The sequence below is a fragment of the Croceitalea vernalis genome, assembly GCF_031846405.1.
GTDB classification, from domain to species: Bacteria; Bacteroidota; Bacteroidia; order Flavobacteriales; family Flavobacteriaceae; genus Croceitalea; species Croceitalea vernalis.
The window spans coordinates 258,773-283,406 of record NZ_JAVRHU010000003.1; the positions used below are offsets into that span (position 1 = coordinate 258,773).

The following is a 24,634-nucleotide window of genomic DNA, read 5'->3' on the forward strand; positions in this document are numbered from 1 at the left end:
CGGTCCTTATCAAGCTTAAAATGAAAGTAGAACAGACTTTGGAAGAACAATATGAAGAACGGGGAGATGATCACGTTGGATCCTCTCAAGACACCCCAATGCGGAAAGATGCCTTTGAGCTAAGTGACACTGAGAAAATAAGTCGTATTCAAGAAAATGTAAGGGAGATTATGCTAACCCTGGGCTTAGATTTGGAAGATGACAGTTTAAAAGGAACTCCAAAAAGGGTTGCCAAAATGTATGTTAATGAAATTTTTGGAGGCTTACACCCAGACAGAAAACCTAAATCATCAACATTTGACAACAAATACAAGTATAATGAAATGCTTGTTGAAAAAAATATAACTCTTTATTCAACCTGTGAGCATCATTTATTGCCCATTGTTGGTAAAGCCCATGTTGCTTATATTTCAAATGGCACTGTAGTAGGTTTGTCAAAAATGAATCGGATAGTGGATTACTACGCAAAACGACCACAAGTACAAGAACGCTTGAATATTCAAATTGTAAAAGAGTTGCAAGAAGTTCTAGGCACTGAAGATGTTGCTTGTGTTATTGATGCTAAACATCTTTGTGTAAACTCTCGAGGTATTCGCGATATTGAAAGCAGCACCGTAACCGCCGAATATGGTGGTAAATTCAAAGAAGAAACGCTTAGGCGTGAATTTTTAGATTATATCAATCTTGACACCGAATTTTAATGCAATTATTTAAGAGCCAAGTCTTAAAAGTCTCCAATTCACTCTCAGGAAAAAAAGAAGTTTTTAAACCTATTAAAGAGGGATATGTTGGCATGTACGTTTGTGGTCCAACTGTTTATAGCAATGTTCATTTAGGCAATTGCAGGACTTTCATGTCTTTCGATATGATTTTTAGATACTTCAAACATCTTGGTTTCAAAGTACGATATGTTCGTAACATAACAGATGCGGGGCATTTGGTTGACGATGCCGATGATGGAGAAGATAAAATTGCTAAAAAGGCCAAACTAGAGCAGATTGAACCTATGGAGGTAGTTCAACGCTATACAGTAGATTTTCACGAAACACTTCAAAAGTTCAATTTTCTACCACCGAGTATTGAACCCACTGCTACTGGGCATATTATTGAGCAAATTGAAATCATTAAGCAAATAATAAAAAAAGACCTTGCATATGAAGTCAATGGTTCTGTATATTTTGATGTCATCAAGTTCAACGAAACCCATGATTATGGAAAATTGAGTGGACGTAAACTCGAGGACATGATTGCTAACACTAGGTCTTTAACTGCACAAGACGACAAACGCAATCCTCAAGATTTTGCACTTTGGAAAAAAGCAGAACCACAGCATATTATGAGATGGCCCTCGCCTTGGGGCGATGGATTTCCAGGCTGGCATCTTGAGTGTACTGCGATGAGTACCAAATACTTGGGAGAAAATTTTGATATACATGGTGGTGGTATGGATTTGAAGTTTCCACACCATGAATGTGAAATAGCGCAAGCCGAAGCTAGTACAGGACATACTCCAGTAAATTATTGGTTACATGCCAATATGCTCACGCTTAACGGCAAAAAAATGTCAAAATCCACCGACAATAACATTTACCCTAACGAGATTTTTAGTGGTGATAATAAGATTTTGAGCAAAGCTTTTAATCCGTCAGTTGTGCGCTTTTTCATGATGCAGGCACATTACACTAGTATTCTAGACTTAAGCAATGATGCCTTACTTGCTTCTGAAAAAGGTTACTATCGCTTGATGGAAGCTTTAAAATCCTTGGAAGAACTTGAGACTAGTTCTAAAACTGATTTTGATATTAAACACTGGCAACAAGGTTGTTATGATGCCATGAATGATGATTTTAACACGCCAATATTAATAGCAAATTTATTTGAAGCAGTTAAGCACATCAATCTAATTAAAGAAAAAAAGGAAGGCATTTCTAAAGAAGACAAAACAGTACTTAAAGGTATTTTACACACCTTTATTTACGAGGTTTTAGGTCTTGAAAATCAGAATAAAGTTGAAGGAAATTCGGATACCCTTTCAGGAGTTGTTGAGCTTTTAATTGACTTAAGAAACAACGCACGTGCTAATAAAGATTTTGGCACTTCAGATAAAATTCGTGACGAATTATTAGCTTTAGGTGTTCAATTAAAAGATGGAAAAGAAGGGACTACTTTTAGTCTTAATTCATGACTATTAAACAGATTTTGGTCTATTGTTCGATTACCACGCAATTAATTAAAATAAAGTGAAGTGAAAAAAATACTGATAGCTCCTTTTGTTTTTTTAGTACGAGCTTATCAATTATTGATATCACCTTATACTCCGGCTACCTGTCGCTACTCCCCTACTTGTTCCACTTACACTCTCAACGCGTTAAAAAAGCATGGTCTTTTTAAAGGAGGGTGGCTCTCTTTAAAACGTATTATTAGCTGTAATCCATGGGGAGGAAAAGGTTATGATCCTGTACCATGAAAATTGATAATAAAATTTTATTTTATCATAAATCAAAGACATTTCATACTTGTAACAAACAAACTAAAATCTAAGGACTAAAATCAAAGCGGTCTAGCATCAAATTTTTATCTTAGCTCAAAATCAAATCATATGTATTTTTTAGGCTTTAACTGGAATCCCGATGACATTCTATTCAAGATTGGTTTTATTCAAATAAAATATTACAATCTATTATGGATTTTAGCCTTTGTAGCTGGGTGGTACATCATGAAACAAATTTTCAAAAAAGAGAACAAGTCACTTGAAAAGCTAGATTCTCTTTTCGTTTATGCCGTCGTCTCAATTATGTTAGGTGCTCGATTGGGCCACGTATTATTCTATCAATCTGAATTACTAACAACTGACCCCTTATCTGTATTATTACCAATTAGAACAGTACCTGAATTTGAATTTACAGGTTTTACTGGTCTAGCAAGTCATGGTGCTACAATTGCTGCTTTTATTGCTCTTTTTCTTTTTTCAAGAAAATATAAAGACATGAGTTTTTTATGGTTACTAGACCGTGTAGCAGTGGTAAGTACTATCGGATGTGCTTTTATCCGAATAGGAAACTTTTTTAACTCTGAAATCAATGGAAATATTGTTGATAAGTCTTTCGCTTTAGCTACACGTTTTATTCGAGATTCAGATGACATGCCATCCTATAGGGCTATGCAAATAACTAAAGAAAAAACTGCTAGTGCTGCTTACAAAGCTATTGAAAACAAACCTGAATTTTCACAAGTACTTGAGAGCATTCCATACCGTCATCCTGCACAACTTTATGAGGCTTTTTTATATGTGCTTTTATTTGGCATCATGTGGTTCACTTATTTAAAGACTAATAAATCTCAAAAATCTGGATTCTTGTTTGGCCTTTTCATGGTTGGTCTTTGGACCGCGCGATTCGTCGTGGAATATTTTAAAAAGAGTCAAGGTGGATTTGAAGAAACTTGGGGAACTTTTTCAACAGGACAATGGTTAAGCATTCCTATGATTTTGATTGGACTTTACTTTATGTTTAGACCTACTAATGAAGTTAGTACTAAATAATGAAACTCCTATCTAATTCAATTATCTGTATAGTATTTACCCTAGTTATTTTTGGCTGTAAAGAAAACTCAAAAACTGAAATAAAAACTTCTCCAGTAGAATTTACTAAAGAAGGTGAATTGCAAATTTTCAAATCACCTACTGATTCCCTTTTAGTTCAATTGGACATTGAATTTGCCAAAACCGAATATGAAACTCAAACAGGTTTAATGTACCGAGAATCTATGGCAGAAAAGCAAGGCATGCTTTTTATCTTTAAAGAACCCGCTGTACATTCATTTTATATGAAGAACACGCAAATTCCTTTAGATATTATTTATATCGATGAAAATCAAAACATAGCTAGTTTTCAAGAGCATACAGAACCATTTAATGAATCAGGTTTGTCATCAAAAGTACCTATTCAATATGTACTAGAAATCAATGCTGGTCTTTCAGAAAAGTGGCTTCTAGAAGTTGGTGATCGTATTACATATTCTGAAAACTAAATGAATAATTTCTTGTTAGAAGGTCAAGAAAGTCATCGATTACACTTTCGTAAAATTACACCTGCAGATTTTGAATCTTGGCTTCCTTTTTATCATAACGCAAACTCGACAAAATACTGGGATGGCTTACCTAGCGACCCATTAATAGCTTGCCAGCAACAGTTTGATCGTATTTTTCAGCGTTATGAAAACAATGAAGGAGGTATGAATGCACTAATATCCAAAAAAAACAATAAACTAATTGGTATTTGTGGACTACTGGTGCAACAAGTAGATGGTGAAAGAGAATTGGAAATAGGGTATTCTATATTACCAGAATATTGGTTAAAAGGATTTGCTTTTGAAGCAGCTAAAAAATGCAAACTTTTTGCTTTTGAAAAAGGCTATTCAAAAACTTTAATTTCCATAATACATATAGATAATATTCCTTCACAAAAAGTAGCGCTAAAAAATGGCATGCATCTAGATAAAGTGACCAGCTACAAAAACAATCCTGTTCATATTTACCGAATAGCTAATAAATTGGTTGAATAGTTACATTTGAGAAAGTTATAGAGTTTTGAAACACTACGCCATCCTTGTTGATAACACATCTAGAATTGAAAAGTTCATCACAAGATTTATCAATAAAAATCATGAGCAATTTAGTCTTCTGAATAATAAAAGAGGAGCTATCTTTTCAAGTTTTGAAATGGAACGTTTTATCAATCAAGAAGAAAAATACGGAATAAATAAACTAACAAGTTCTTCTCAGTCTTTAAAGTCTTTAAGTAGTGGAGAGCAAAAAAAGGCTTTATTACATCATATTTTAAATCAAAATCCTGAATACATAATACTTAATAATCCCTTAGATAATTTAGATATTCAAAGTCAAAAAGATTTGCGTGAAATACTACACAAAATCGCTGAAACAACTATTTTAATTCAATTAACTAATCGTTTGGAGGATTTACTTTCAATTCCTTCTGAATTTTTCACTTTTAAGAAAGCTGATTTAGTCCAATATAAAGATGAAGAAACCTTTATAAGTGCGCATGAACAATTAAAGTCTAGAATTCAAAAAAGCATTCCACAACCTTTAAATTCCGTAGAAATAAATAGTAATGAGCTAGTTAAATTTAAAGAGGTTAGTGTTAGTTTCAATAACAAACCTGTTTTAAAACATATTAATTGGACGATTGAGAAGGGTGAATTTTGGCAACTTATAGGACCTAATGGCAGCGGAAAATCTACGCTCTTAAATATGATTAGTGGTGATAGTCATAAAGGTTATGGTCAAAATCTAAAATTATTTGGAATTAAAAAAGGAAGTGGTGAAAGTGTATGGGATATTAAGAAGCATATTGGCTATTTCACTCCTAGTCTAATCGATACCTTTAAAGGCAACTACAGTATTAAAAATATGGTCATTTCGGGCCTTTACGATTCCATCGGGCTTTATATAAAACCTTCTGAAAATGAAAGTTGGATTGCTGAAGAATGGTTAAAAGTCATAGGCTTACTCCATAAAAAAGACATTTATTTTCAAAAACTTTCTATGGGTGAGAAAAGATTAGTAATGGTTGCTAGGGCAATGATTAAACACCCGCCATTACTTATTTTAGATGAACCAACTGTTGGGTTAGATGATTTCAATGCTAGTTTATTTACAAACCTTATTCATAAAATCTCCAAAGAAACAAACGTAGCAATTATTTATGTTTCTCATAGAAATGAAGCAGAAATCAATCCAGATTTTATTTATGAGCTTATTATGACTAAAGAGGGCTCTACGGGAAGGTCTAAAAATTAAAAAAGGATAAGCAAAGCTTATCCTTTTAAAAATAGTTTAGTATTATGTATGGTAATTTATTAAAATTTTTAAAGCACAAAAGCCCAGGTTGCCGATAATTGAAAAACACCATTCTTGATTCGAGTATTATCAGTAAATACAGTACTTAGACCTGCATAATAACGAATACCAAATCCTAAACCTAAATCTCGAAGAATATAGCCAGCACCAAAGCTGAGACCCATATCAACAGTCTTATAACTTTGAGTAACTGAAACTTTATTTGTTTGATTTTTTTCGTTCGCAGCAATTAAAAAACCAAGTTGTGGTCCTACTTCACCGTAAAGACCTTCAATAGGAAAGAATCTTGCCATAATTGGCAAGGAGATATAGTTATTCGTTCCAGTGGTTTCACCTAAACGATAGCCATGAACAGAGTACAATAATTCAGGTTGAATGCTAAACCAATCCATTACTTCAACTTCAACAATTCCACCAACATGTAGACCTGCAAGGCTTCTAACATCTGAATTTACATTACCAGATAAATCTGCAATGTTTAAACCTATTTTAGGGCCAATTCGAACGGTTTGAGCATAAAAAAAATGAAATGAAAACAAAAGGAATACGAATACAAAAATTGATTTTTTCATGGTGCTCTTATTTAAATATTTACACTAAATAAGAGTCAAAAACCAAGGCTTAAAAATTTACATTGAAATATACTGGTTTTCCAGTATGATAAACTACTGTCATTAGATTAGACTAACGCGTCTTCAATTGCTATCTTCACTAACGATGCTGTATTGTTGGCCTTCATTTTTTTCATGAGGTTCCTACGATGAGTTTCAACTGTTAATGGACTAATAAAGAGTTTGTCAGCTATTTGATTATTAGTGCTACCGTTAACAATTAATTTTAATATTTGTTGCTCTCTCTTGGTTAGTCTTGGTTTTACTTCTTGCTTTTGAAATATCGCATTCGCCAAAACTTCTTGTATTTCTGCTCCATAATAATGTTTACCAACATAAACCTTGTTAATAGCCTTTACTAACTCATTTTCAGTAACATTTTTTAAAAGATAGCCTTTAGCCCCATTCTGAATCATTTGATTGACAATACTATGCTCTCCATAAGTGCTTAATCCTATAACAGCTATGTTGGGAAACTCTTGACTCAGACCTTTACAAATTTCTATTCCACTTATATCTGGTAAATTAATATCTAACAACACAATATCTGCTGAATTGCTTTGAAGATAGTTTCGTAAAGTAGTATTGTGATCACAAGTAAAGACGATTTGAATACTTCGATTACCTTGCAACAGGGCTTTTAAACCTTCTATCACCAAAGGATGATCATCAACTATTACCACCTTGATTTTAACTGAACTCAACTCCATATTATACCGGTATTACAATGTGAACATTTGTACCTTCTCCAGGAGAGGTTTCAAAATCCATTTCACCATTTAAATAAGCCACTCTCGTTTTTAAATTATTTAACCCCATTCCGTCATTGGACTCATTTCCTAAATTCTTAAATCCAATACCATTATCCTCAACAGTAATATTGACTTTATCCTTATCGACCAAATACTGTACTAATACTTCAGTGGCTTGAGCATGTTTTACAGCATTATTGACCAATTCTTGTATAATTCTGTACAGTGTTAGACTAGTACTTTGCGAGAGTTCTAAATCTGTATCATAAAATTGTAAAATAAAATTCAATTGTTTATTTCCACCACTAAGGGAAGAACAATAATCCTTTACGGCGTTTTCAATACCATAATTAAATAAGGTTTCTGGCATCAGGTTTCTGGCAATACTTCTCAGTTCATAAAGTGAACTATCAATATTCTTAGCCACAGTTCTGTAGTTCTTTTCAACCTTTTTGGTTACCGCTTTTTTTGCCAGTTTTTCTAGATTTATTTTTAATGCGGATAACCTTCCGGCTAAACCATCGTGTAAATCAATTGCTAGTCTTTGCCTTTCATTCTCCTGCCCTTCAAGCATGGCATTATAAACTTTTGATTCTTGTTGAAATTTAAGCTCAGCTATTTCTATTGCTTTTAATTGATCACGCTTTCTAAAATTTCTAAACCCTAGATAAGCTAAACCTGCAAGTAACAATAGACCTAAAGAAATCAGAAGAAGTAGGTAGTTTTGAGATTTCTTTTTTGTTAATTGAAGTTCTACATTATTATTATCACTGGTTAATTGCAATATTTCGCGTTCTTTTTTCTCAGACTGATATTTACTTTCAAGACGGTTTACCTCCTTCTCCAAGTCCGCGATATTGAGGCTATCTGAAATGGCTACATATTTTTTAAGGCTATTAAACGCTTTATTAGGAATTTTTAATTCTTCATAATAATTGGACAATTGCTTATATACTTCAGCTTCTACAATTCTGTTGTTATTTAGTGCAATTAAATCAAGAGCTTTTTCGGCATAAGTAATAGCACTTTTATAATCTTTCATCGCGGCATAGGCCTCCATAAAATCAAGCTTTAATTGCAAATCATTCCTTACCTTTTGATTCGTGGATAAAAGTTCTTCTGCGATTTTAAAATTTGAAATTGCCGCTTGATATTCTTTTGTACCAAAATGATACTGCCCCAGAGTCATATGATACATTTGCCTTTTTTGATCATTTTGAACGGTATCCAATAAAGTCTCAATTCTATTTAAAACAACACGTGCAGTTTTAAGAGAATCCATCTCAACTAAACAAGAAACAAAAATGAACCTATCTTCAAGGTAAGTATCGTAATCATCCAACTTTTCATATTGGTCACCACTTGTTTTAAAGTACTCATAGGCCTTTTTAAGTTGGCCCGAATTATAAAAATTGATTCCAAGGTTTGTATTTGCAATTGCCAAAATTCGATGAAATCTAATTTTCTCCGCAACTGGCGTGATTTTCTCCAAATATTGAATATCCTCATTAATACCTTGATATGAAAGGGATACACCAATATTAAAATTAGATCTCACCCAAAGTTTTAAATGAGCTTCAGATGAATCTTTAGTTATTAAATAAGTTAGTAATGAATCAGCGGCCCTATAATACTTCTCTGCTTTGATGGGATAATTATAATCTAGGTATAGACCACCTAGCGTAAATTTTCCCTTCGCAATTTTAAATTCGTCTAGCTCAGATTCTGAGATTTTTAAACCATTATTAGCATACTGCAAGGCTTTTGAAGAGTCAATTTCTGTATATAATTCGGCTAGTTCATAATGAGCTAAAATATTATTCTCATTGGCAGATAAAACTGAAATCAAACTATCAATAGTCTTTTGTTGGGGTATTTGACCGCTAGCTGTTTGTACCACAATTAAAAGTAAAACCATCCATAAATTAGAAGGGTTTATTTTAAAGATTTGTTTCTTTTTTCTTGTTATTCGCACCTAATAATATAGTCTTAAATAATTAGAGAAATGCCTTTCGATTTATCTAAAGAGGTACACTAGTTTTTATCAAAAATTAAACTCGTTTCAAAGTCAACTCTCCAAGTCAATCTGCTTCCTTCTATATAAATTTCTAAAGCTTCATCACCAATATAAAAGAAATCTTCGACAATGGTCAGCGCTTCGCTACTATCTAAAACCGTAGTACAACTTCCATCTTCATTTCTATCCATAATAAAAAAAGTAATTATATCAGAAGTGATGTTAATGTAAGAGTCACTATAACATTCTAAACCACTCACATCTACATCATTAATTCCTGCAAGAAACCAACGACCTGTTTGAGAATTATTTCCTCCAAATTCGTTATCTGTTGTTTCTTCTTTGGTGCAACTACCTAGGGTTAAAATAAGACTGATGAATACTAAGGTTTTGATAATTTTCATAATATTAGATTTAAAAGATTTAAGTCAAGTTATAGCCGATATTAGGGTTCATCGCAAAATGTCTTTTAAATACTGGTTTCTTGGTATTTTTTACTCCTTCATTCATTGTATAATTTTAAAAAGTGTTCAAAACCTAGATCTATTCAAATTGATTAAATTTAAATTTCGATAAAGAAAAATCCATATTATAGAATTCATAAATATCAGATGAAACAAGACTCTCTCGATTTTTCATTGGAAGATTTTAAACAACTTTTAGATAGAAGTAGCACATTGGTTTTAAACCAATTCCAAGGCTTGGATAAATCAAAAGGATATCATGATTTTCCGCAGCAAGAAGTTGAAGATTGGTTTGCTGAAAGTCTTCCAAAAAAAGGAATGGATATTTCATTATTATTAGATGATGTAGCCAAAAAAGTATTACGAACGGCAACTGGAAATCTTGGACCCCATATGTATGCCTACGTTATGTCTGGCGGAAACCAAGTTTCCATATTAGCGGAACAACTAGCTACTACAATTAATCAAAATCAAACTAAATGGCATCTGGGGCCGGCAATGAACGAAATCGAAAAAAGAGTCATTGCCTGGACAGCTGAACTACTAAAATTTCCTGAAGATTCAGGCGGCGTTTTGGTGAGTGGAGGTTCTGCGGCAAATCTTACAGGTTTAACTGTCGGTCGAAATATATTTTTTGAAAAAGAGGGTATTAGAAAAAAGGGGGTCTTTGGTCAAAAACCTTTTATCGTTTATGCCTCGGAAGAGGTTCATAGTTGCATAGATAAGAGCGTTGAACTCTTAGGTATAGGTAGTAATCATTTGCGGAAAATTAAAACTAATTCTGAATTTCAGATTGATTTAACTGCTTTAAAAAATCAAATTGAAGAAGATATTAGCGCTGGTTATCAACCATTCTGTATCGTCGGGAATGCTGGCACAGTAAATACCGGTGCTATTGATGATTTGAATGCGTTGGCAGACATTGCTGAATCCTATGAACTTTGGTACCATATTGATGGAGCATACGGTGCACTTGCAGGTATTTTAGATAGCCTTAAAAAAGAATATCTAGGTATGAATCGAGCCGATTCTATCGCCTTAGATTTTCATAAATGGCTTTATCAACCGTTTGAGGCTGGCTGTACTATTGTTCGAAATTGGAATAATCTTAAACGAACCTATTACAAACCAGCACCATATTTAGATACAGAACTTTCTAATGATGGAAAAAGATTAGAATTTAATGAACATTACTTTCAATTATCACGTAATGCAAAAGCATTTAAAGTTTGGATGACAATAAAAGCTTATGGGATGGAAAGGATTAAGGCGATGATTCAAAAAGATATTGATTTGACCAATTATCTAAATGAACAAATTAAAAAGTCTAATGATTTTGAGTTGGTTGCAGATTCAAAACTTGCAGTATCTTGTTTTAGGTTCAAAGGCAATATGACTAATCCAAGTGAGATTATCGATTTTAATCAAAGACTCATGCCTGAACTTGAAAAAGATGGTAGGGTATTTATTATGGGTACAAAATTAAAAGGACAATACGCGATTAGAGCATGTTTTATTAACCATAGAAAAACAAGAGAAACTACTGATTACTTGTTAGATGTAATTAGAGACGTCGCCAAAACTTATTCATCTCTTAACTCTTGAGAATATAGTAACATTTAGCTGAATGTAGTGATAAAAAAAGCCATTCATTGCTGAATGGCTCTTCTATTGAGTTAGTTAGTTATCTTATTCCTGACCTGAAGAAATTTTCTTCTTTAAGGCATCAAACATAATTGGAGTCGCTATAAATACAGATGAGTAAGTACCAACTATTACACCTACTATCATAGCGAACATGAATCCTCGTAGTGATTCACCGCCAAAAATAAATATCGCTAAGAGTACAATTAATGTAGTTAAAGACGTATTCAAAGTACGACTCAAAGTACTATTTAAAGCTTCATTAATATGATCGCCATTTTTCCAACCTTTAAGGCCTACAACCTCACGAATTCGGTCAAAAACCACAACGGTATCATTCAAAGAATAACCAATTACAGTAAGTATCGCAGCAATGAATGCTTGATCAATCTCCATGTTAAAAGGCATTATTGCACCTGTTAAAGAGAATATACCTAATACAATTAAAACGTCATGAAAGACTGCTGTAACTGCGCCTAGTGAGAATTGCCATCTTCTAAATCTTAGTAAGATGTATAAGAAAACTACTGCAAGTGAGCCAATTATAGCCCAAAAAGCATTCTTTTTAATATCATCTGCGATAGTTGGACCCACCTTAACGGATTGTAAAATACCAATTGATTTTTCAGAAGCACCTACTGTGAAATCATTAAATGAAGTTCCATCAGGTAAATATTTTTGCAATGATGTATATAATTTATCTTGAATCTCCGCATCAACTTCTATACCTTCTACATCAACCTTGTAAGGTGTTGTAACTTTAATCTGGTTAGATTCTCCAAAAGTCTTCACATTGGTTCCACTTCCAAAAACAACGTTTAAATCTGAAGCTATTTCAGAAGGATTCACCGGTTGGTCAAATCTAATTTGATATGAACGACCGCCCACAAAATCTACACCTTGTTGCAGTCCTGTTGTAAATAATGAGAATACACCAATTCCAACTAGAACTAGCGATATAATATATGCAATCTTTCTTTTGCCCAAGAAATTGATATTCATATTTTTAAACAAGCCTTTAGTCATGCTTGTGGAAAACTGAAGATCTCTGCCTTTCTTAGAAATATACCAATCCACCAATAATCTCGTAATAAAGATTGCAGTAAATAATGAAGTTACAATACCTATTAATAAGGTTGTTGCGAATCCTTTAATTGGACCAGATCCAAAAATGAATAATATAACCGCAGTTAAACCTGTAGTTATGTTGGCATCAAGAATGGATGACAAAGCATTACTAAAACCATCGGCAACAGCTTGGGCTTTGCCCTTACCTCTATCTAATTCTTCTTTAATACGTTCAAAAATAAGTACGTTCGCATCAACCGACATACCTATAGTTAAAACGATACCTGCTATACCTGGTAATGTTAATACAGCACCTAGACTAGTTAATACTCCAAAAATTAATACGATGTTGAAAACTAGAGCAATGTCAGCAAAAATACCTGCCTTACCATAGTAAAAAATCATCCAAAGCAATACGAAAGCCATTGCTATCATAAAGGACATGAAACCACTATCAATTGCTTCTTGACCTAATGACGGTCCAACGACTTCAGATTGAATAATTTCAGCAGATGCTGGCAGTTTACCAGCCCGAAGAACGTTTGCAATATCTTTAGTCTCAACTAAAGTAAAGTCCCCCGTTATTTCAGAACGTCCACCAGAAATTGCACCTCTTGAAACTCCTGGGGCCGTATAAACTTTTTCATCAAGAACAACCGCTATACCAGTTTGGTTTTTGAATACCTCACCTGTTACATCTTCCCATTCTTTAGCACCACGAGTATTCATAACCATGGTAACTTTAGGTTTGTTTGAATAAGGATCAATTTCAGAAGCCGCATCAATAATAACATCACCACTCATAGCTGGCACCTTGTCACGATTAGATTTCAATGCGAATAATCCAACCAATTCAGATTCACTATCACGACTTAATCTTTCCCATGCAAATTTTACAAACTGCACATCTGCGGGTAAAAGTCTTCTTATTTCAGGCATTCTAAGATATGACCCAACCTCAGCCGTATCAGCAATAGCTACTTGAGCGATTGCATTGTTACCAGCTGGTAATAATTTACTTAAAAGAGGGTTAGACTCTGCCGTTAAATCCAAAGAATCTTGTGCCACATCTGACAATAAAGAATCAATTTCAGATTCGGCAGATGCAAGTGTATCTTTTACTTCTTCTTTAGGTTCTAAAATATCGCGCAAACGTTCATTAGCACTAAAGATGAACTGTGAAATTCCTGGGCTATTTTGAGGATAAGTCTCCCAGAACTCCAATTGTGCTGTACTAGATAATAACTCTTGAGCTCTTGCAATATCTCTTGCTCCCGGTAACTCAACCAGTATACGACCAGAATTACCTTCTCGTTGAATATTAGGCTGAGTAACCCCGAAACCATCAATACGTTCACGTAGTACCTCAAAAGCAGATTCTATAGATTCATCAATCTTTGTTCTTATGATAGGTTTCACCTCATCATCAGACATCTGAAAGTTGATGACATCACTAAGTGTTTTATTCGCAAAAATATCAGGAGAACCTAATTTAGTATCCCCTTTAATATTATCAAAAGCTTCAAAAAATAATTCAAGATAAGTATCATCACTATTCCTAGAAGCCATGTCTGCATCAGCCAGTGCTTTATTAAAAATTGGGTTTCTTGTATTATCAGCTAAACCTTTAAGTATGTCTTTAACTGAAATTTGAAGAGTAACATTGATACCTCCTTTAAGGTCAAGTCCCTTGTTCAATTCCCATTTTTTAGCATCATCATAGCTCGTATAGCCCAATATTGGATCACTCCCGATTGAATCTAAATATGACGTTTCTAAATCTTCTCGCTTGGTTACATAATCATCTTCAGCTTCCGAGATTTGGCTAATGGCAAATTTTTCCGCATCACTTTCTGACTTCCCTGCTATAAACGTGAAGGAAAGTTGATAGATGCTTACCAAACCAAAAAGGAATGCAAAAAGCTTTATAAGTCCTTTATTTTGCATTTTATATTAATTTAAGTTTAAAATATTCTATAGCTATACTAGCTACAAAACATCTTTTATTTTTAATTATATTGATTAATATTATTTATTTACGCTAAGTGTTGTAATTCTTAAACTATAACTTTTATGAAAGGGCATTGGTAATTAGTAGAAGATTATTAACAAACACTTTAGCAATTCCATAATATACATGGACCTGCCCTTACTTGTGGAATAGTATGTGAGGTATTCGTTATTGCAATTACAATATCTCTATTTATTTTATAAGCAATAGCTACAATAGCATCTTGCTCTAAACTTATTTTATCATCAAAATGTAAGACAACCGGGTTGGAAAATCTATTGTACTCCTGCTTTAATTCAAAGGCCAGTTTCCCATTTTTATGAAACCCATCATTAGTTTGTTGCTGAAGGTCAGAAACTACTAGACTACAATTCTCAGGAAATTCATTTTCTGAATCGTCTAAAGGCAGTTTATCTGTATCCGTGTAAGTAAGTATTAACTCGGAGTTTTTAGAAAGGAATTCTTTAACGCTTATGGCATCAATTTCACTATAGTAACGGATACTTAATTGTGCATCATCATCTTCTATTATTTCAATATCAGTAATGCCTAGGTCTTGTAACTTTTGGGTAATGGTTACCAAGACCTCATCATAAGAAGATTCTAAAGTTGTTTCCTCATCAGTAAATTGTATTACAATTTGCTGATTAGCAACCTTAGTTTGTCCCTGATTTAGCCCTATTAAGGCTATAATAATAACTAAAGTACTCACGTACCATTTTGAATTCATAGCGGCAAATATAAAAAGAAAGAAAGAAAACCCTTGTAATTACATTACAAAGGTTCTTTTCTTAAATTTTTAATAGGTGATATTAAGCTCCTATAGTTCTAAAAGACCATTAGTAGCAGTAACGCCTTTAGCACTCTCTTGCATTTTAGCTTTTTCAGCGTCGCTCAAATCAATATCTACAATCTTTTCGATACCTCCTTTACCAAGAACAACAGGCACACCAATACAAATATCATTTAATCCATATTCCCCTTCTAAATAAGTTGAACATGGGAATATTTTCTTTTGGTCACAAGCTATTGCTTGAACAAGGCCTGACACTGCTGCACCTGGAGCATACCACGCACTGGTACCTAATAACTTTGTCAATGTAGCCCCACCCACTTTCGTATCTTCAACAACTTGCTGCATGCGATCTTCACTTAAAAACTCAGAGACCTTAACACTATTTCTTGCTGCGTGACCAATTAATGGCACCATACCCTTATCACTATGTCCGCCAATTACCATACCATCAACATCTGAAATAGGCGCCCCTAAGGCTTCTGCCAAACGATACTTAAATCGAGCGCTATCTAATGCGCCACCCATACCAATGATTTTATGCTTTGGTAAGTTGGTTGTTTTGTGTACTAAATAAGTCATGGTATCCATAGGATTACTCACCACAATAAGAATAGCATTGGGCGAATGCTCCAATAAACTTTTTGAAACCGTTTTAACAATACCTGCATTGATACCTATAAGCTCTTCACGAGTCATACCTGGCTTACGTGGAATACCTGATGTAATTACAGCAATATCACTATTAGCTGTTTTAGTATAATCGCTGGTACTACCAGTGATCTTAGTATCAAAGCCGTTCAATGAAGCTGTTTGCATTAAATCCATTGCTTTACCTTCGGCATATCCTTCTTTAATATCTAACAACACAACTTCAGAAGCAAAATTTTTGATGGCAATATACTCAGCACAGCTTGCCCCAACTGCTCCAGCTCCTACTACGGTTACTTTCATTTTATAGTATTTTTGAATTTTTATAATGACTGTAAAAATAGCAAATTTTTAACCTTTTATTTTACAAAAAAAATCATAATTCAGAGAGAATTAGTTAGATAAAAAAGTTGTCAAATGTTAAAAAAATGTGGTGTTCAACGAAGAAATCGACATAAAACTGCAATACGTCGAATTTTTACAATACTCGATTCATAAATCTCGTTAGCCTAATCCCAAACCTTACGAATTACCTACTTATGAAAAAGTTCTTTTCATTATTGGCTATTATTACCCTAATTTCTGTGAGTAACTGTACTCGGTTACCTGAGAACGATGATCCAGTATTAGGAATATGGTCAAAAACCGAGATTAGCGCCGTTGAAGATAGAATGAGTTCTTCTATTGAAAAAGAAGAATGGATTTTTAACGATGCTTATTTAGGAAGATATCATCAGTACTCTCAAGAAACTCTTACATTTTCTACAGATTTCAAATGGACCGTTGACAATGGCGTTTACTCCATTGTTTATGGAGAGGAATCTATTGAAGACACTACAGTTATTATAAATATGGATGATGATCCTGAACAGTTAGAGTTTGCCGATGGTGGTATTTTCGCACTAAGAGAATAACATTTCCCTATATGAAAATAAAAAGCCTTGCTACATATTAAGCAAGGCTTTTTTTATTTGAAAAAATTCGTTTCTTTTTATCTAAAACCGAAACTGATACCTGCTGTTAGTGTACTAAACTCAGCGATATTATAATCTACATTTATTCTAAAAAAGCCTAGTTTAATTTTAGTACCAACATTTGCGGTAACTCCACTCACATCATTGGTTATAGAAAAAGGGTCGTTATAAACAATTGGTACGCCTGACACTGTTGCAACTTCGTATCGTCCTAATAAATCTGTCTCAGATTTACCCACGATATAGCCTAATCCTCCATAAAAATTTATTACAGGAATTTTTCTTGTAGATACTACTGCACTAAAATTCCAAGTAGTAATATTTGCATCAATTCGTTGGTTCTCACCAGCAATTGCCCCTGTTTCAGTAAAATCATATTCACCATTTAAATTAGTGTACCCTATTACAGCTGAAATAGCTACAGGCAATAATTTATCAGCTGGCAACATTTTAGTGAAATCATACTGCAATCCAGCTCCAAATAAACCAATTTGAACATCGTCAGTATCGATTTTAGGTAAAAACCTAGCTTTTACTTCTAATCCCTTTATCAAACCAACACTACCTTGAATATAGCCTGTGGGTACAAAACTAATATCATCACCAATTCCTTTAGGTAACTCAAATTGCTCGCTCACCACTTGACCTTCAATAGTCGCATTTACATTCACAATTATACCATCAATATCACCAAGTGCAGTTGATACTTGTCTTGAGGCACTCCCATCATCAAATGTTAGGTTTTCGTAATCTGCAGTATTTAAAATAAATGTCTTCTTGTCATTTTTGTTTTTGAACCCTGTAATATTACCAACAAGTGAAATTTCAAAGCCACCTAAAGGCTTTGCATCTGCTGAATTATACCATCCATTAGAAACACTATAAATGCCTGCTTCAGTTACTGGTGCCAAATAACTATTTGCAAAACGTTCTGCATCATTTAAACCGGCAACTAAAAGATCATTCAAATTTTGTGCGTTCGTTACAAAAGAACATAACAAAAACGCAATACCTATTTTAATTTTCATTTTGTACTAATTTTCTTTAAAACTAAAAAACTCGCCCTGTAGGAGCGAGTTTTTGTTGTGAAATTAGTGTTATGTATGCTGAACCTACACGTCAATGTTGGCATAGATAGCGTTCTTCTCAATAAATTCTCTTCTGGGTGGTACTTCATCACCCATTAACATAGAGAATATTCGGTCAGTTTCAGTGGCGTTATCAATAGTTACCTGTCTTAAAGTTCTAAACTCTGGGTTCATTGTAGTGTCCCACAATTGTTCAGCATTCATTTCACCAAGACCCTTGTAACGTTGAATACCTGCTGCACCTCCCATAGATTCAACAATATCATCTCGTTCTTTATCATCCCAAGCATAGCGCTTTTTAGCACCTTTCTTTACTAAATAAAGCGGCGGAGTTGCTATATAAACGTGTCCTCCTTCAATCAATTCACGCATATATCTAAAGAAGAAAGTCAGAATTAAAGTTTCAATGTGGCTACCATCAACATCGGCATCACACATGATTACTACTTTATGGTAGCGCAGTTTTTCTAGATTCAATGCCTTACTATCCTCTTCGGTACCTATGGTTACCCCTAATGCGGTATATATATTTTTAATTTCTTCATTTTCAAAAACTTTATGTTGCATGGCTTTTTCAACATTAAGAATCTTACCTCTCAAGGGCAAAATCGCTTGAAACATTCTGTCACGACCCTGCTTTGCTGTACCACCCGCAGAATCACCCTCTACTAAGAACACCTCACATTTTGTTGCGTCTTGCTCAGAACAGTCGGATAATTTTCCAGGTAATCCACCGACACTCATCGGATTCTTACGCTGGACCATTTCACGAGCTTTCGCCGCAGCATGACGTGCTTGAGCCGCCAGTTTAACTTTTTCTACAATTTGTTTAGCATCATCAGGATGCTCTTCTAAATAATCAGTAAGCATTTCTGAAACTGCCTGACTTACTGCACTCGTAGCTTCTCTGTTACCCAATTTAGTTTTAGTCTGCCCTTCAAACTGTGGTTCAGCAACTTTAACAGAAACAATAGCTGTTAATCCTTCACGGAAATCATCACCTGAAATCTCAAACTTTAACTTATCAAGCATACCAGAGTTATCTGCATACTTTTTTAAAGTACCTGTAAGTCCTCTTCTAAAACCTGATAAATGTGTACCCCCTTCGTGGGTATTAATATTATTTACGTAGGAATGCAGGTTTTCAGAATATCCAGTATTGTATATCATAGCAACCTCAACGGGAATTCCGTTCTTCTCTCCTTCCATGGAGATGACCGTTTGAATTAGCGGGTCCCTTGTTCCATCTAAGAAACGTATAAATTCTTTTAAACCTTCATCCGAATGAAAGGTCTCTGATATGAATTCACCTTTTTCATCTTTATTTCTCTTATCAGTTAAGGTGATGGTAATACCCTTATTTAAATAAGAAAGCTCACGCATTCTATTGGCCAGAGTATCATAATTATATTCTGTGGTTTGAGTAAAAATGGAGTCATCTGGAGTAAAGGTTACAACGGTACCTGTTTCTTTACTCTCTCCAACACTTTTTACTGGATATTGCGTCTTTCCTCTTTCATATTCTTGCTCCCATACTTTACCCTCTCTGAAAACCGTAGCTTTTAAATGACTAGAAAGTGCATTTACACAAGAAACTCCAACACCATGTAAACCACCCGAAACTTTATAAGAATCTTTATCAAATTTACCACCAGCACCAATCTTCGTCATTACTACTTCAAGAGCAGAAACACCTTCTTTTTGGTGAAGACCAACCGGTATACCGCGACCGTTATCTTTTGTCGTAATAGAGTTGTCTTCATTAATAGTAACATCAATGTTATCGCAATAACCACCCATAGCCTCATCGATAGAATTATCGACAACTTCATATACCAAATGATGCAATCCTCTCGTACCTACATCACCAATATACATGGAAGGACGCATGCGCACGTGTTCCATACCCTCAAGGGCTTGAATACTATCGGCAGAATATTGATTTTTCTTAGCTTCTTCGCTCATAATTAAACTGAATTATTTTGAAAATTTCAAATCTTACAAATATAACCAATCCCTAATGAAATTAAGGGTTTCAGGCGCTTCATCAATCTAAGTTATCAACAAATGATCGTGGAAAATTATCCACCAATGTTTAGGTTCTAAATTGAGCTTTAAAAACTCAGTTATAGGCTAAGAAATATGGGGTGTTTAACTAGAGAAGCACCTTAAAAGGTGCTTCTCACGGACTAATTAAAATGAATAAAAATTTGGATTCAAAACCCAAATACTCTTATTAAACCCTGAGAACTGACTCAGGGTAGGTTTGCCGGCAAGTATATTAAACTTAGGCCTTATTTTACATAAGCATCATCATGAACGTTAGCAACTGCTCTACCAGAAGGGTCATTCATGTTCTTAAATGCTTCATCCCATTCTAAAGCGATTTTCGTACTACAAGCCACTGAAGGCTCTTGAGGTACGCTTAAAGCAGCTGCATCTGAAGGAAAATGTTCTTCAAAAATAGAACGGTAATAATATTCTTCTTTCGAAGTTGGGGTCTGAATAGGGAATCTATAATTCGCACTCTTTAACTGTTCGTCCGTTACAGCTTCGGCAACTACCTCTTTCAAAGTATCAATCCAACTATATCCTACACCGTCAGAAAACTGTTCTTTTTGCCTCCAAGCAACACTTTCTGGCAAATATGACTCAAAAGCTTTTCGAACAACCCATTTCTCCATTCGCTCCCCATTAATCATCTTGTCTTTTGGGTTAATACGCATAGCAACATCCATAAACTCTTTATCTAAAAATGGAACACGGCCTTCAATACCCCATGCAGCTAAAGATTTATTCGCTCGAAGACAATCATACATATGTAACTTATCTAATTTACGAACTGTTTCTTCATGAAAATCTTTCGGACTTGGCGCCTTATGAAAATACAAGTATCCACCAAAAAGTTCATCGGCACCTTCACCAGATAAGACCATTTTAATACCCATTGACTTAATAACACGAGCCATTAAGTACATGGGTGTGGATGCTCTTATCGTTGTTATATCATAGGTTTCTAAATTATAAATCACATCCTTAATAGCATCTAAACCTTCTTGAATAGTAAACTTAATTTCATGATGGACTGTTCCAATATGGTCTGCTACTTTTTGAGCCGCAGCCAAATCTGGTGAGCCATCTAAGCCAACGGAGAAAGAGTGTAGTTGTGGCCACCAGGCATCTTTTGTATCGCCTGATTCAATTCTTTTTTGAGAATATTTTTTGGCAACAGCAGAAGTCACTGAAGAATCTAATCCACCTGAAAGTAGCACACCGTAAGGTACATCAGACATCAATTGTCTTTTTACAGCCGCTTCCAAAGCATCATGAATTTCATCAATACTAGTTTGGTTCTCTTTAACAGCATCATACTCCATCCAATCTCTTTGGTACCATCGAACAAATTCACCGGTTGAACTATGCAAGTAATGCCCCGGAGGAAATAGTTCAATTTTTGTACAAGTACCTTCTAAAGCTTTTAATTCAGAAGCCACATAAAAGGTGCCATTTTGATCCCATCCGATATATAGTGGAATTATACCCATATGGTCACGAGCTATAAAGTATTCATCCTTTTCTGTATCGTAAATAGCAAAACCAAAAATACCATTTAGTTCATCTATAAAATCGACACCTTTTTCTTGATACAATGCTAAAATAACCTCACAATCCGATTGGGTTTTAAATTCGTAGGTCCCATCAAACTGTTGTCTAAGCTCACTATGATTGTATATTTCGCCATTTGCTGCTAGCACTAATTTTCCATTAGCACTAAACAATGGTTGCTTACCCGAAGCAGGGTCAACAATAGCCAATCGTTCGTGAGCTAAAATGGCATTTTTATCGGCAAATATCCCACTCCAATCTGGACCACGATGTCTAACTTTTTTAGACATTTCTAATAATTGTGGTCTAAGTACCTCGGTACTTTCTTTTACATCAAACGCACATACAATTCCGCACATAACTTATCTTTAATAACAATTATGAAACAAAAATGTCATTTTAAATCATAGATTAAAAGCTTACGTCTATTATTAGTTACATTTTGTTATAAATAGAATATTGATATGATAAAAATGTAATGATTTTCTAAAATATTAATGATTCAAGCGTATACATTGAAAGTTGAGCAAATTTTAACGACTCTTTAAAAATGTAGCATACATATACAAGCTACTTTTGAGTTCAACTAAAATTTTAAAAATGAAAAAAGTATTAATACCTGTATTATTTGCATTAGCCTTAGTTTTCACTACCGAGGCGACAGCACAAAAATTTAGCGGATTAGATAAGAGTCCTGCTGATATTGCTTCTTTTCCATCTAGTTATAAAGAGTCTGACAAAGTTGCGCGAGTTATTTATAGCCGACCACAATTAAAAGGTCGTACTATTTCTGATTTAGCTCCTAATGGAAAAGTTTGGAGAACTGGTGCTAACGAAGCTGCAGAGGTTACCTTTTACAAAGATGTTAACTTTGGCGGTGAAAAAGTAGCTGCTGGTACGTATTCATTATTCACTATACCAGGTGAGGGTGAGTGGACAGTGATTTTAAATACTAATTTAAACCAATGGGGAGCTTACACTTACGATAAAGGAGCTGATGTTGTTCGTGTAACTTCAGCTTCATCAACTGACGGAGAATCGTTAGAAGCTTTTTCTATTGCTTTTAAAAAAGTTGATGGTGGAGCACATTTAGTAATGGGCTGGGGAACAACTCGAGTTGCTACTCCTGTAATGTTTTAAGAATCATTCTTTAAAGAATTAAACCCCCAAAGCATTGGCTTTGGGGGTTTTTTATTTTTAATAATATCCTAATCTGAATTAAAATTAGTCGGATTTCTTTTTTGTAGCTATCCATCTCTCAATCTTCTCCTCCAACAAAACAAGCGGTAAACTACCGGAATTCAGTATTTGGTCATGAAAATCGCCCACATTAAAATCGTCACCTAAAACTTCTTCCGCTTTATTTCTGAGTTCTCTAATTTTTAATTGGCCTATTTTATAAGATAAGGCCTGCCCAGGTGTTGCCATATACCGTTCAATTTCTGCAGTAATACCTGCTTCAGAATCTGCTTCATTCTCTAAGGAATATTGAATGGCTTGTTCTCTTGTCCAGCCTTTTGCATGAATACCTGTATCAACCACCAATCTAATCGCTCGGTGCATTTCCATGCTCAACATTCCAAAATACTGATATGGGTCTTTATACAAGCCTAGCTCTTTACCCAAAGATTCAGCATAGAGAGCCCAACCTTCAACAAAAACTCCCATACTTTCAGGATGTAAAAACTCGGGTAAATCCGTATTTTCTTGCTGCAAAGACAATTGAAAATGATGCCCTGGGACCGCCTCGTGTAGAAATAAAGCTTCACTAGTCAATATATTAAATTCACTTACAACTGGGATTGGCACATAAAATACTCCAGGTCTGCTAGCATCTTTAGAACCTGGTACATATTCTGCACTAGCAGATGCCTCTCTAAAAGCTTCCGTTCGCCGAACCTCAAAACCCGCATTTGGTCTCAAGTTAAAAACGGAATCTAGCTTGGCATCTATATTTTTTTCTATTGATTTAAAATAAGAGATAACTTCTTGCGGTTCTTGAAAGGGCTTCAATGAATCATTGGAACGAACATGTTCAAAAAATGCTATTAAATCACCATTAAAACCTACCTGGGTCATCGCCACTTCCATTTCACCTCTTATCCTTGCAACTTCACTTTTACCTAACTCATGTATTTCATCTGCAGTCATGTTTGTAGTAGTATGCAATCGTATTAAATAATCATAGGTTTCTAAACCATTAGCTAAAGCATTAATACCAGAGGTTGTTCTGGCTTTTGGCAAGTATTCTTCTTCTAAAAACGACTTTAAAGCTGTGTACTTAGGTATCACCTTTTCTGAAATAACTTTGCTGTAGGCAGACGAAAGCCTCTGTTTAGTTGCCTCATTAAAATCATTGGGAATATTTACTATGGGTTGGTAAAACAAGTGATCATCAATTGATGTTGAAATAAAATCATCTAATTGCGGGATCATTTTTACCACCAAAGCCTTTGGTAAAACAATATCAATTTGAACACCTTCTTTCATTTTATTTATACTAGTATCCAAAAACGCTAAATAATCTTCAATTCGATCTAACCAATCGTCATAGTCTTTTGGAGTTTTAAAAGGGTGCACACTTGCACCACCTGCTAACTGCGCGACATATAAATGCAATGATTGAATTTGACCTAGCGGAAAAAGCTCTAGCGTTGGTAGGTTATAAATGGGAGAAGTAATAATGGTTAAAGGTGTCAATAGCCCTTCTTTTTTAATATCACAATCCCACTCCATTACCCCAAGGGCTATTTTCTGTGTCTCGTTCAAACTACTGGTATCAACTTTTTTAATACGATTTAAAAAGTCCTTATACTGCCGTAACAAATAGGCTTGATAATGATCTGAAACATAATCTGCAATAGTATCATTATATATCGCATAACCTGCTTTAGTCGCTTCAATGGGGTTGATTTCAAGCTTAAAAGTTTGGTAATCTGCAAAAAGGGAATCTAAATTTTCAGTTACGGCAATTTCAGAATTCTTGTCAGAATTTTTACATCCTACTAGACAAACAAAACATATTATAACAGAGGTAATGAAATAACGAATCATACTAAGGCTTTGTCCAAAAA

21 protein-coding genes are annotated in these 24,634 nt (G+C 34.4%); 10 read left to right on the forward strand and 11 right to left on the reverse strand.

Features of this window, described 5'->3' with window-relative positions; genetic code table 11:
- The first annotated feature begins 20 nt into the window (after positions 1-20).
- From folE to RM520_RS11605, 7 genes are all read left to right on the forward strand, one after another.
- A complete protein-coding gene (folE, locus tag RM520_RS11575) occupies positions 21-701 on the forward strand; it encodes a GTP cyclohydrolase I FolE (RefSeq protein ID WP_311388119.1) in 681 nt (226 codons plus the stop codon).
- Positions 701-2,185, forward strand: coding sequence for a cysteine--tRNA ligase (gene cysS, locus RM520_RS11580; protein ID WP_311388120.1), 1,485 nt, complete (start codon positions 701-703; stop codon positions 2,183-2,185). The genes folE and cysS overlap by 1 nt, the downstream gene beginning before the upstream one ends.
- 60 nt (positions 2,186-2,245) lie before the next feature.
- A complete protein-coding gene (gene yidD, locus RM520_RS11585) occupies positions 2,246-2,467 on the forward strand; it encodes a membrane protein insertion efficiency factor YidD (RefSeq protein WP_311388121.1) in 222 nt (73 codons plus the stop codon).
- A 132-nt stretch (positions 2,468-2,599) separates the two neighbouring features.
- Positions 2,600-3,541, forward strand: a complete 942-nt coding sequence (gene lgt / locus RM520_RS11590; RefSeq protein WP_311385862.1) for a prolipoprotein diacylglyceryl transferase — start codon at positions 2,600-2,602, stop codon at positions 3,539-3,541.
- Positions 3,541-4,029, forward strand: coding sequence for a DUF192 domain-containing protein (locus RM520_RS11595; protein WP_311385863.1), 489 nt, complete (start codon positions 3,541-3,543; stop codon positions 4,027-4,029). Before lgt ends, RM520_RS11595 begins: the two co-directional genes overlap by 1 nt.
- Positions 4,030-4,563 (forward strand): GNAT family N-acetyltransferase, encoded by a 534-nt coding sequence (locus RM520_RS11600; protein ID WP_311385864.1) that lies wholly within the window; start codon positions 4,030-4,032, stop codon positions 4,561-4,563.
- A 25-nt stretch (positions 4,564-4,588) separates the two neighbouring features.
- Positions 4,589-5,821, forward strand: a complete 1,233-nt coding sequence (locus tag RM520_RS11605; RefSeq protein ID WP_311388122.1) for an ATP-binding cassette domain-containing protein — start codon at positions 4,589-4,591, stop codon at positions 5,819-5,821.
- A 68-nt stretch (positions 5,822-5,889) separates the two neighbouring features.
- On the opposite strand, the gene RM520_RS11610 is transcribed toward RM520_RS11605, so the two are convergent.
- The 4 genes from RM520_RS11610 to RM520_RS11625 all read right to left on the reverse strand — a co-directional run bounded on the left by RM520_RS11610 (position 5,890) and on the right by RM520_RS11625 (position 9,665).
- Complete coding sequence (locus tag RM520_RS11610; RefSeq protein WP_311388123.1) at positions 5,890-6,453, reverse strand: porin family protein; 564 nt, start codon at positions 6,451-6,453, stop codon at positions 5,890-5,892.
- A gap of 107 nt (positions 6,454-6,560) precedes the next feature.
- Positions 6,561-7,202, reverse strand: coding sequence for a response regulator (locus RM520_RS11615; protein ID WP_311388124.1), 642 nt, complete (start codon positions 7,200-7,202; stop codon positions 6,561-6,563).
- Between the two features lies 1 nt (position 7,203).
- Positions 7,204-9,162 carry a tetratricopeptide repeat-containing sensor histidine kinase gene (locus RM520_RS11620; protein WP_311388125.1) on the reverse strand — a complete coding sequence of 653 codons (1,959 nt, stop codon included), beginning with the start codon at positions 9,160-9,162 and terminating at the stop codon, positions 7,204-7,206.
- A 116-nt stretch (positions 9,163-9,278) separates the two neighbouring features.
- Positions 9,279-9,665 (reverse strand): hypothetical protein, encoded by a 387-nt coding sequence (locus RM520_RS11625; protein WP_311388126.1) that lies wholly within the window; start codon positions 9,663-9,665, stop codon positions 9,279-9,281.
- A 207-nt stretch (positions 9,666-9,872) separates the two neighbouring features.
- On the opposite strand from RM520_RS11625, the gene RM520_RS11630 reads away from it, so the two are divergent.
- Entirely contained in the window at positions 9,873-11,330 is a 1,458-nt protein-coding gene (locus RM520_RS11630; protein ID WP_311388127.1) for a pyridoxal phosphate-dependent decarboxylase family protein, read from the forward strand.
- Positions 11,331-11,414: 84 nt separating this feature from the next.
- On the opposite strand, the gene secDF is transcribed toward RM520_RS11630, so the two are convergent.
- From secDF to mdh, 3 genes are all read right to left on the reverse strand, one after another.
- Complete coding sequence (gene secDF / locus RM520_RS11635) at positions 11,415-14,384, reverse strand: protein translocase subunit SecDF (protein WP_311388128.1); 2,970 nt, start codon at positions 14,382-14,384, stop codon at positions 11,415-11,417.
- 170 nt (positions 14,385-14,554) lie between these two features.
- Positions 14,555-15,178: a hypothetical protein gene (locus RM520_RS11640; protein ID WP_311388129.1), complete on the reverse strand. Its 624-nt coding sequence runs from the start codon at positions 15,176-15,178 to the stop codon at positions 14,555-14,557.
- A 90-nt stretch (positions 15,179-15,268) separates the two neighbouring features.
- Positions 15,269-16,195, reverse strand: a complete 927-nt coding sequence (gene mdh, locus RM520_RS11645; protein WP_311385870.1) for a malate dehydrogenase — start codon at positions 16,193-16,195, stop codon at positions 15,269-15,271.
- Positions 16,196-16,431: 236 nt separating this feature from the next.
- Here mdh and RM520_RS11650 point away from each other — a divergent pair, with 236 nt between their 5' ends.
- Entirely contained in the window at positions 16,432-16,806 is a 375-nt protein-coding gene (locus RM520_RS11650; RefSeq protein WP_311385871.1) for a lipocalin family protein, read from the forward strand.
- 77 nt (positions 16,807-16,883) lie between these two features.
- Here RM520_RS11650 and RM520_RS11655 read toward each other — a convergent pair whose 3' ends face one another.
- From RM520_RS11655 to asnB, 3 genes are all read right to left on the reverse strand, one after another.
- On the reverse strand, positions 16,884-17,894 hold the full coding sequence (locus RM520_RS11655; protein ID WP_311388130.1) for a DUF6588 family protein: 1,011 nt from the start codon (positions 17,892-17,894) through the stop codon (positions 16,884-16,886).
- A gap of 84 nt (positions 17,895-17,978) precedes the next feature.
- Entirely contained in the window at positions 17,979-19,919 is a 1,941-nt protein-coding gene (gene gyrB, locus RM520_RS11660) for a DNA topoisomerase (ATP-hydrolyzing) subunit B (protein ID WP_311388131.1), read from the reverse strand.
- Between the two features lie 329 nt (positions 19,920-20,248).
- Positions 20,249-21,919: an asparagine synthase B gene (gene asnB / locus RM520_RS11665; protein WP_311388132.1), complete on the reverse strand. Its 1,671-nt coding sequence runs from the start codon at positions 21,917-21,919 to the stop codon at positions 20,249-20,251.
- A 241-nt stretch (positions 21,920-22,160) separates the two neighbouring features.
- Between asnB and RM520_RS11670 the strand changes: the two genes are divergently transcribed.
- On the forward strand, positions 22,161-22,700 hold the full coding sequence (locus tag RM520_RS11670) for a DUF2911 domain-containing protein (protein WP_311388133.1): 540 nt from the start codon (positions 22,161-22,163) through the stop codon (positions 22,698-22,700).
- A gap of 84 nt (positions 22,701-22,784) precedes the next feature.
- Here RM520_RS11670 and RM520_RS11675 read toward each other — a convergent pair whose 3' ends face one another.
- Entirely contained in the window at positions 22,785-24,614 is a 1,830-nt protein-coding gene (locus RM520_RS11675) for a DUF885 domain-containing protein (RefSeq protein WP_311388134.1), read from the reverse strand.
- Positions 24,615-24,634 lie beyond the last annotated feature (20 nt).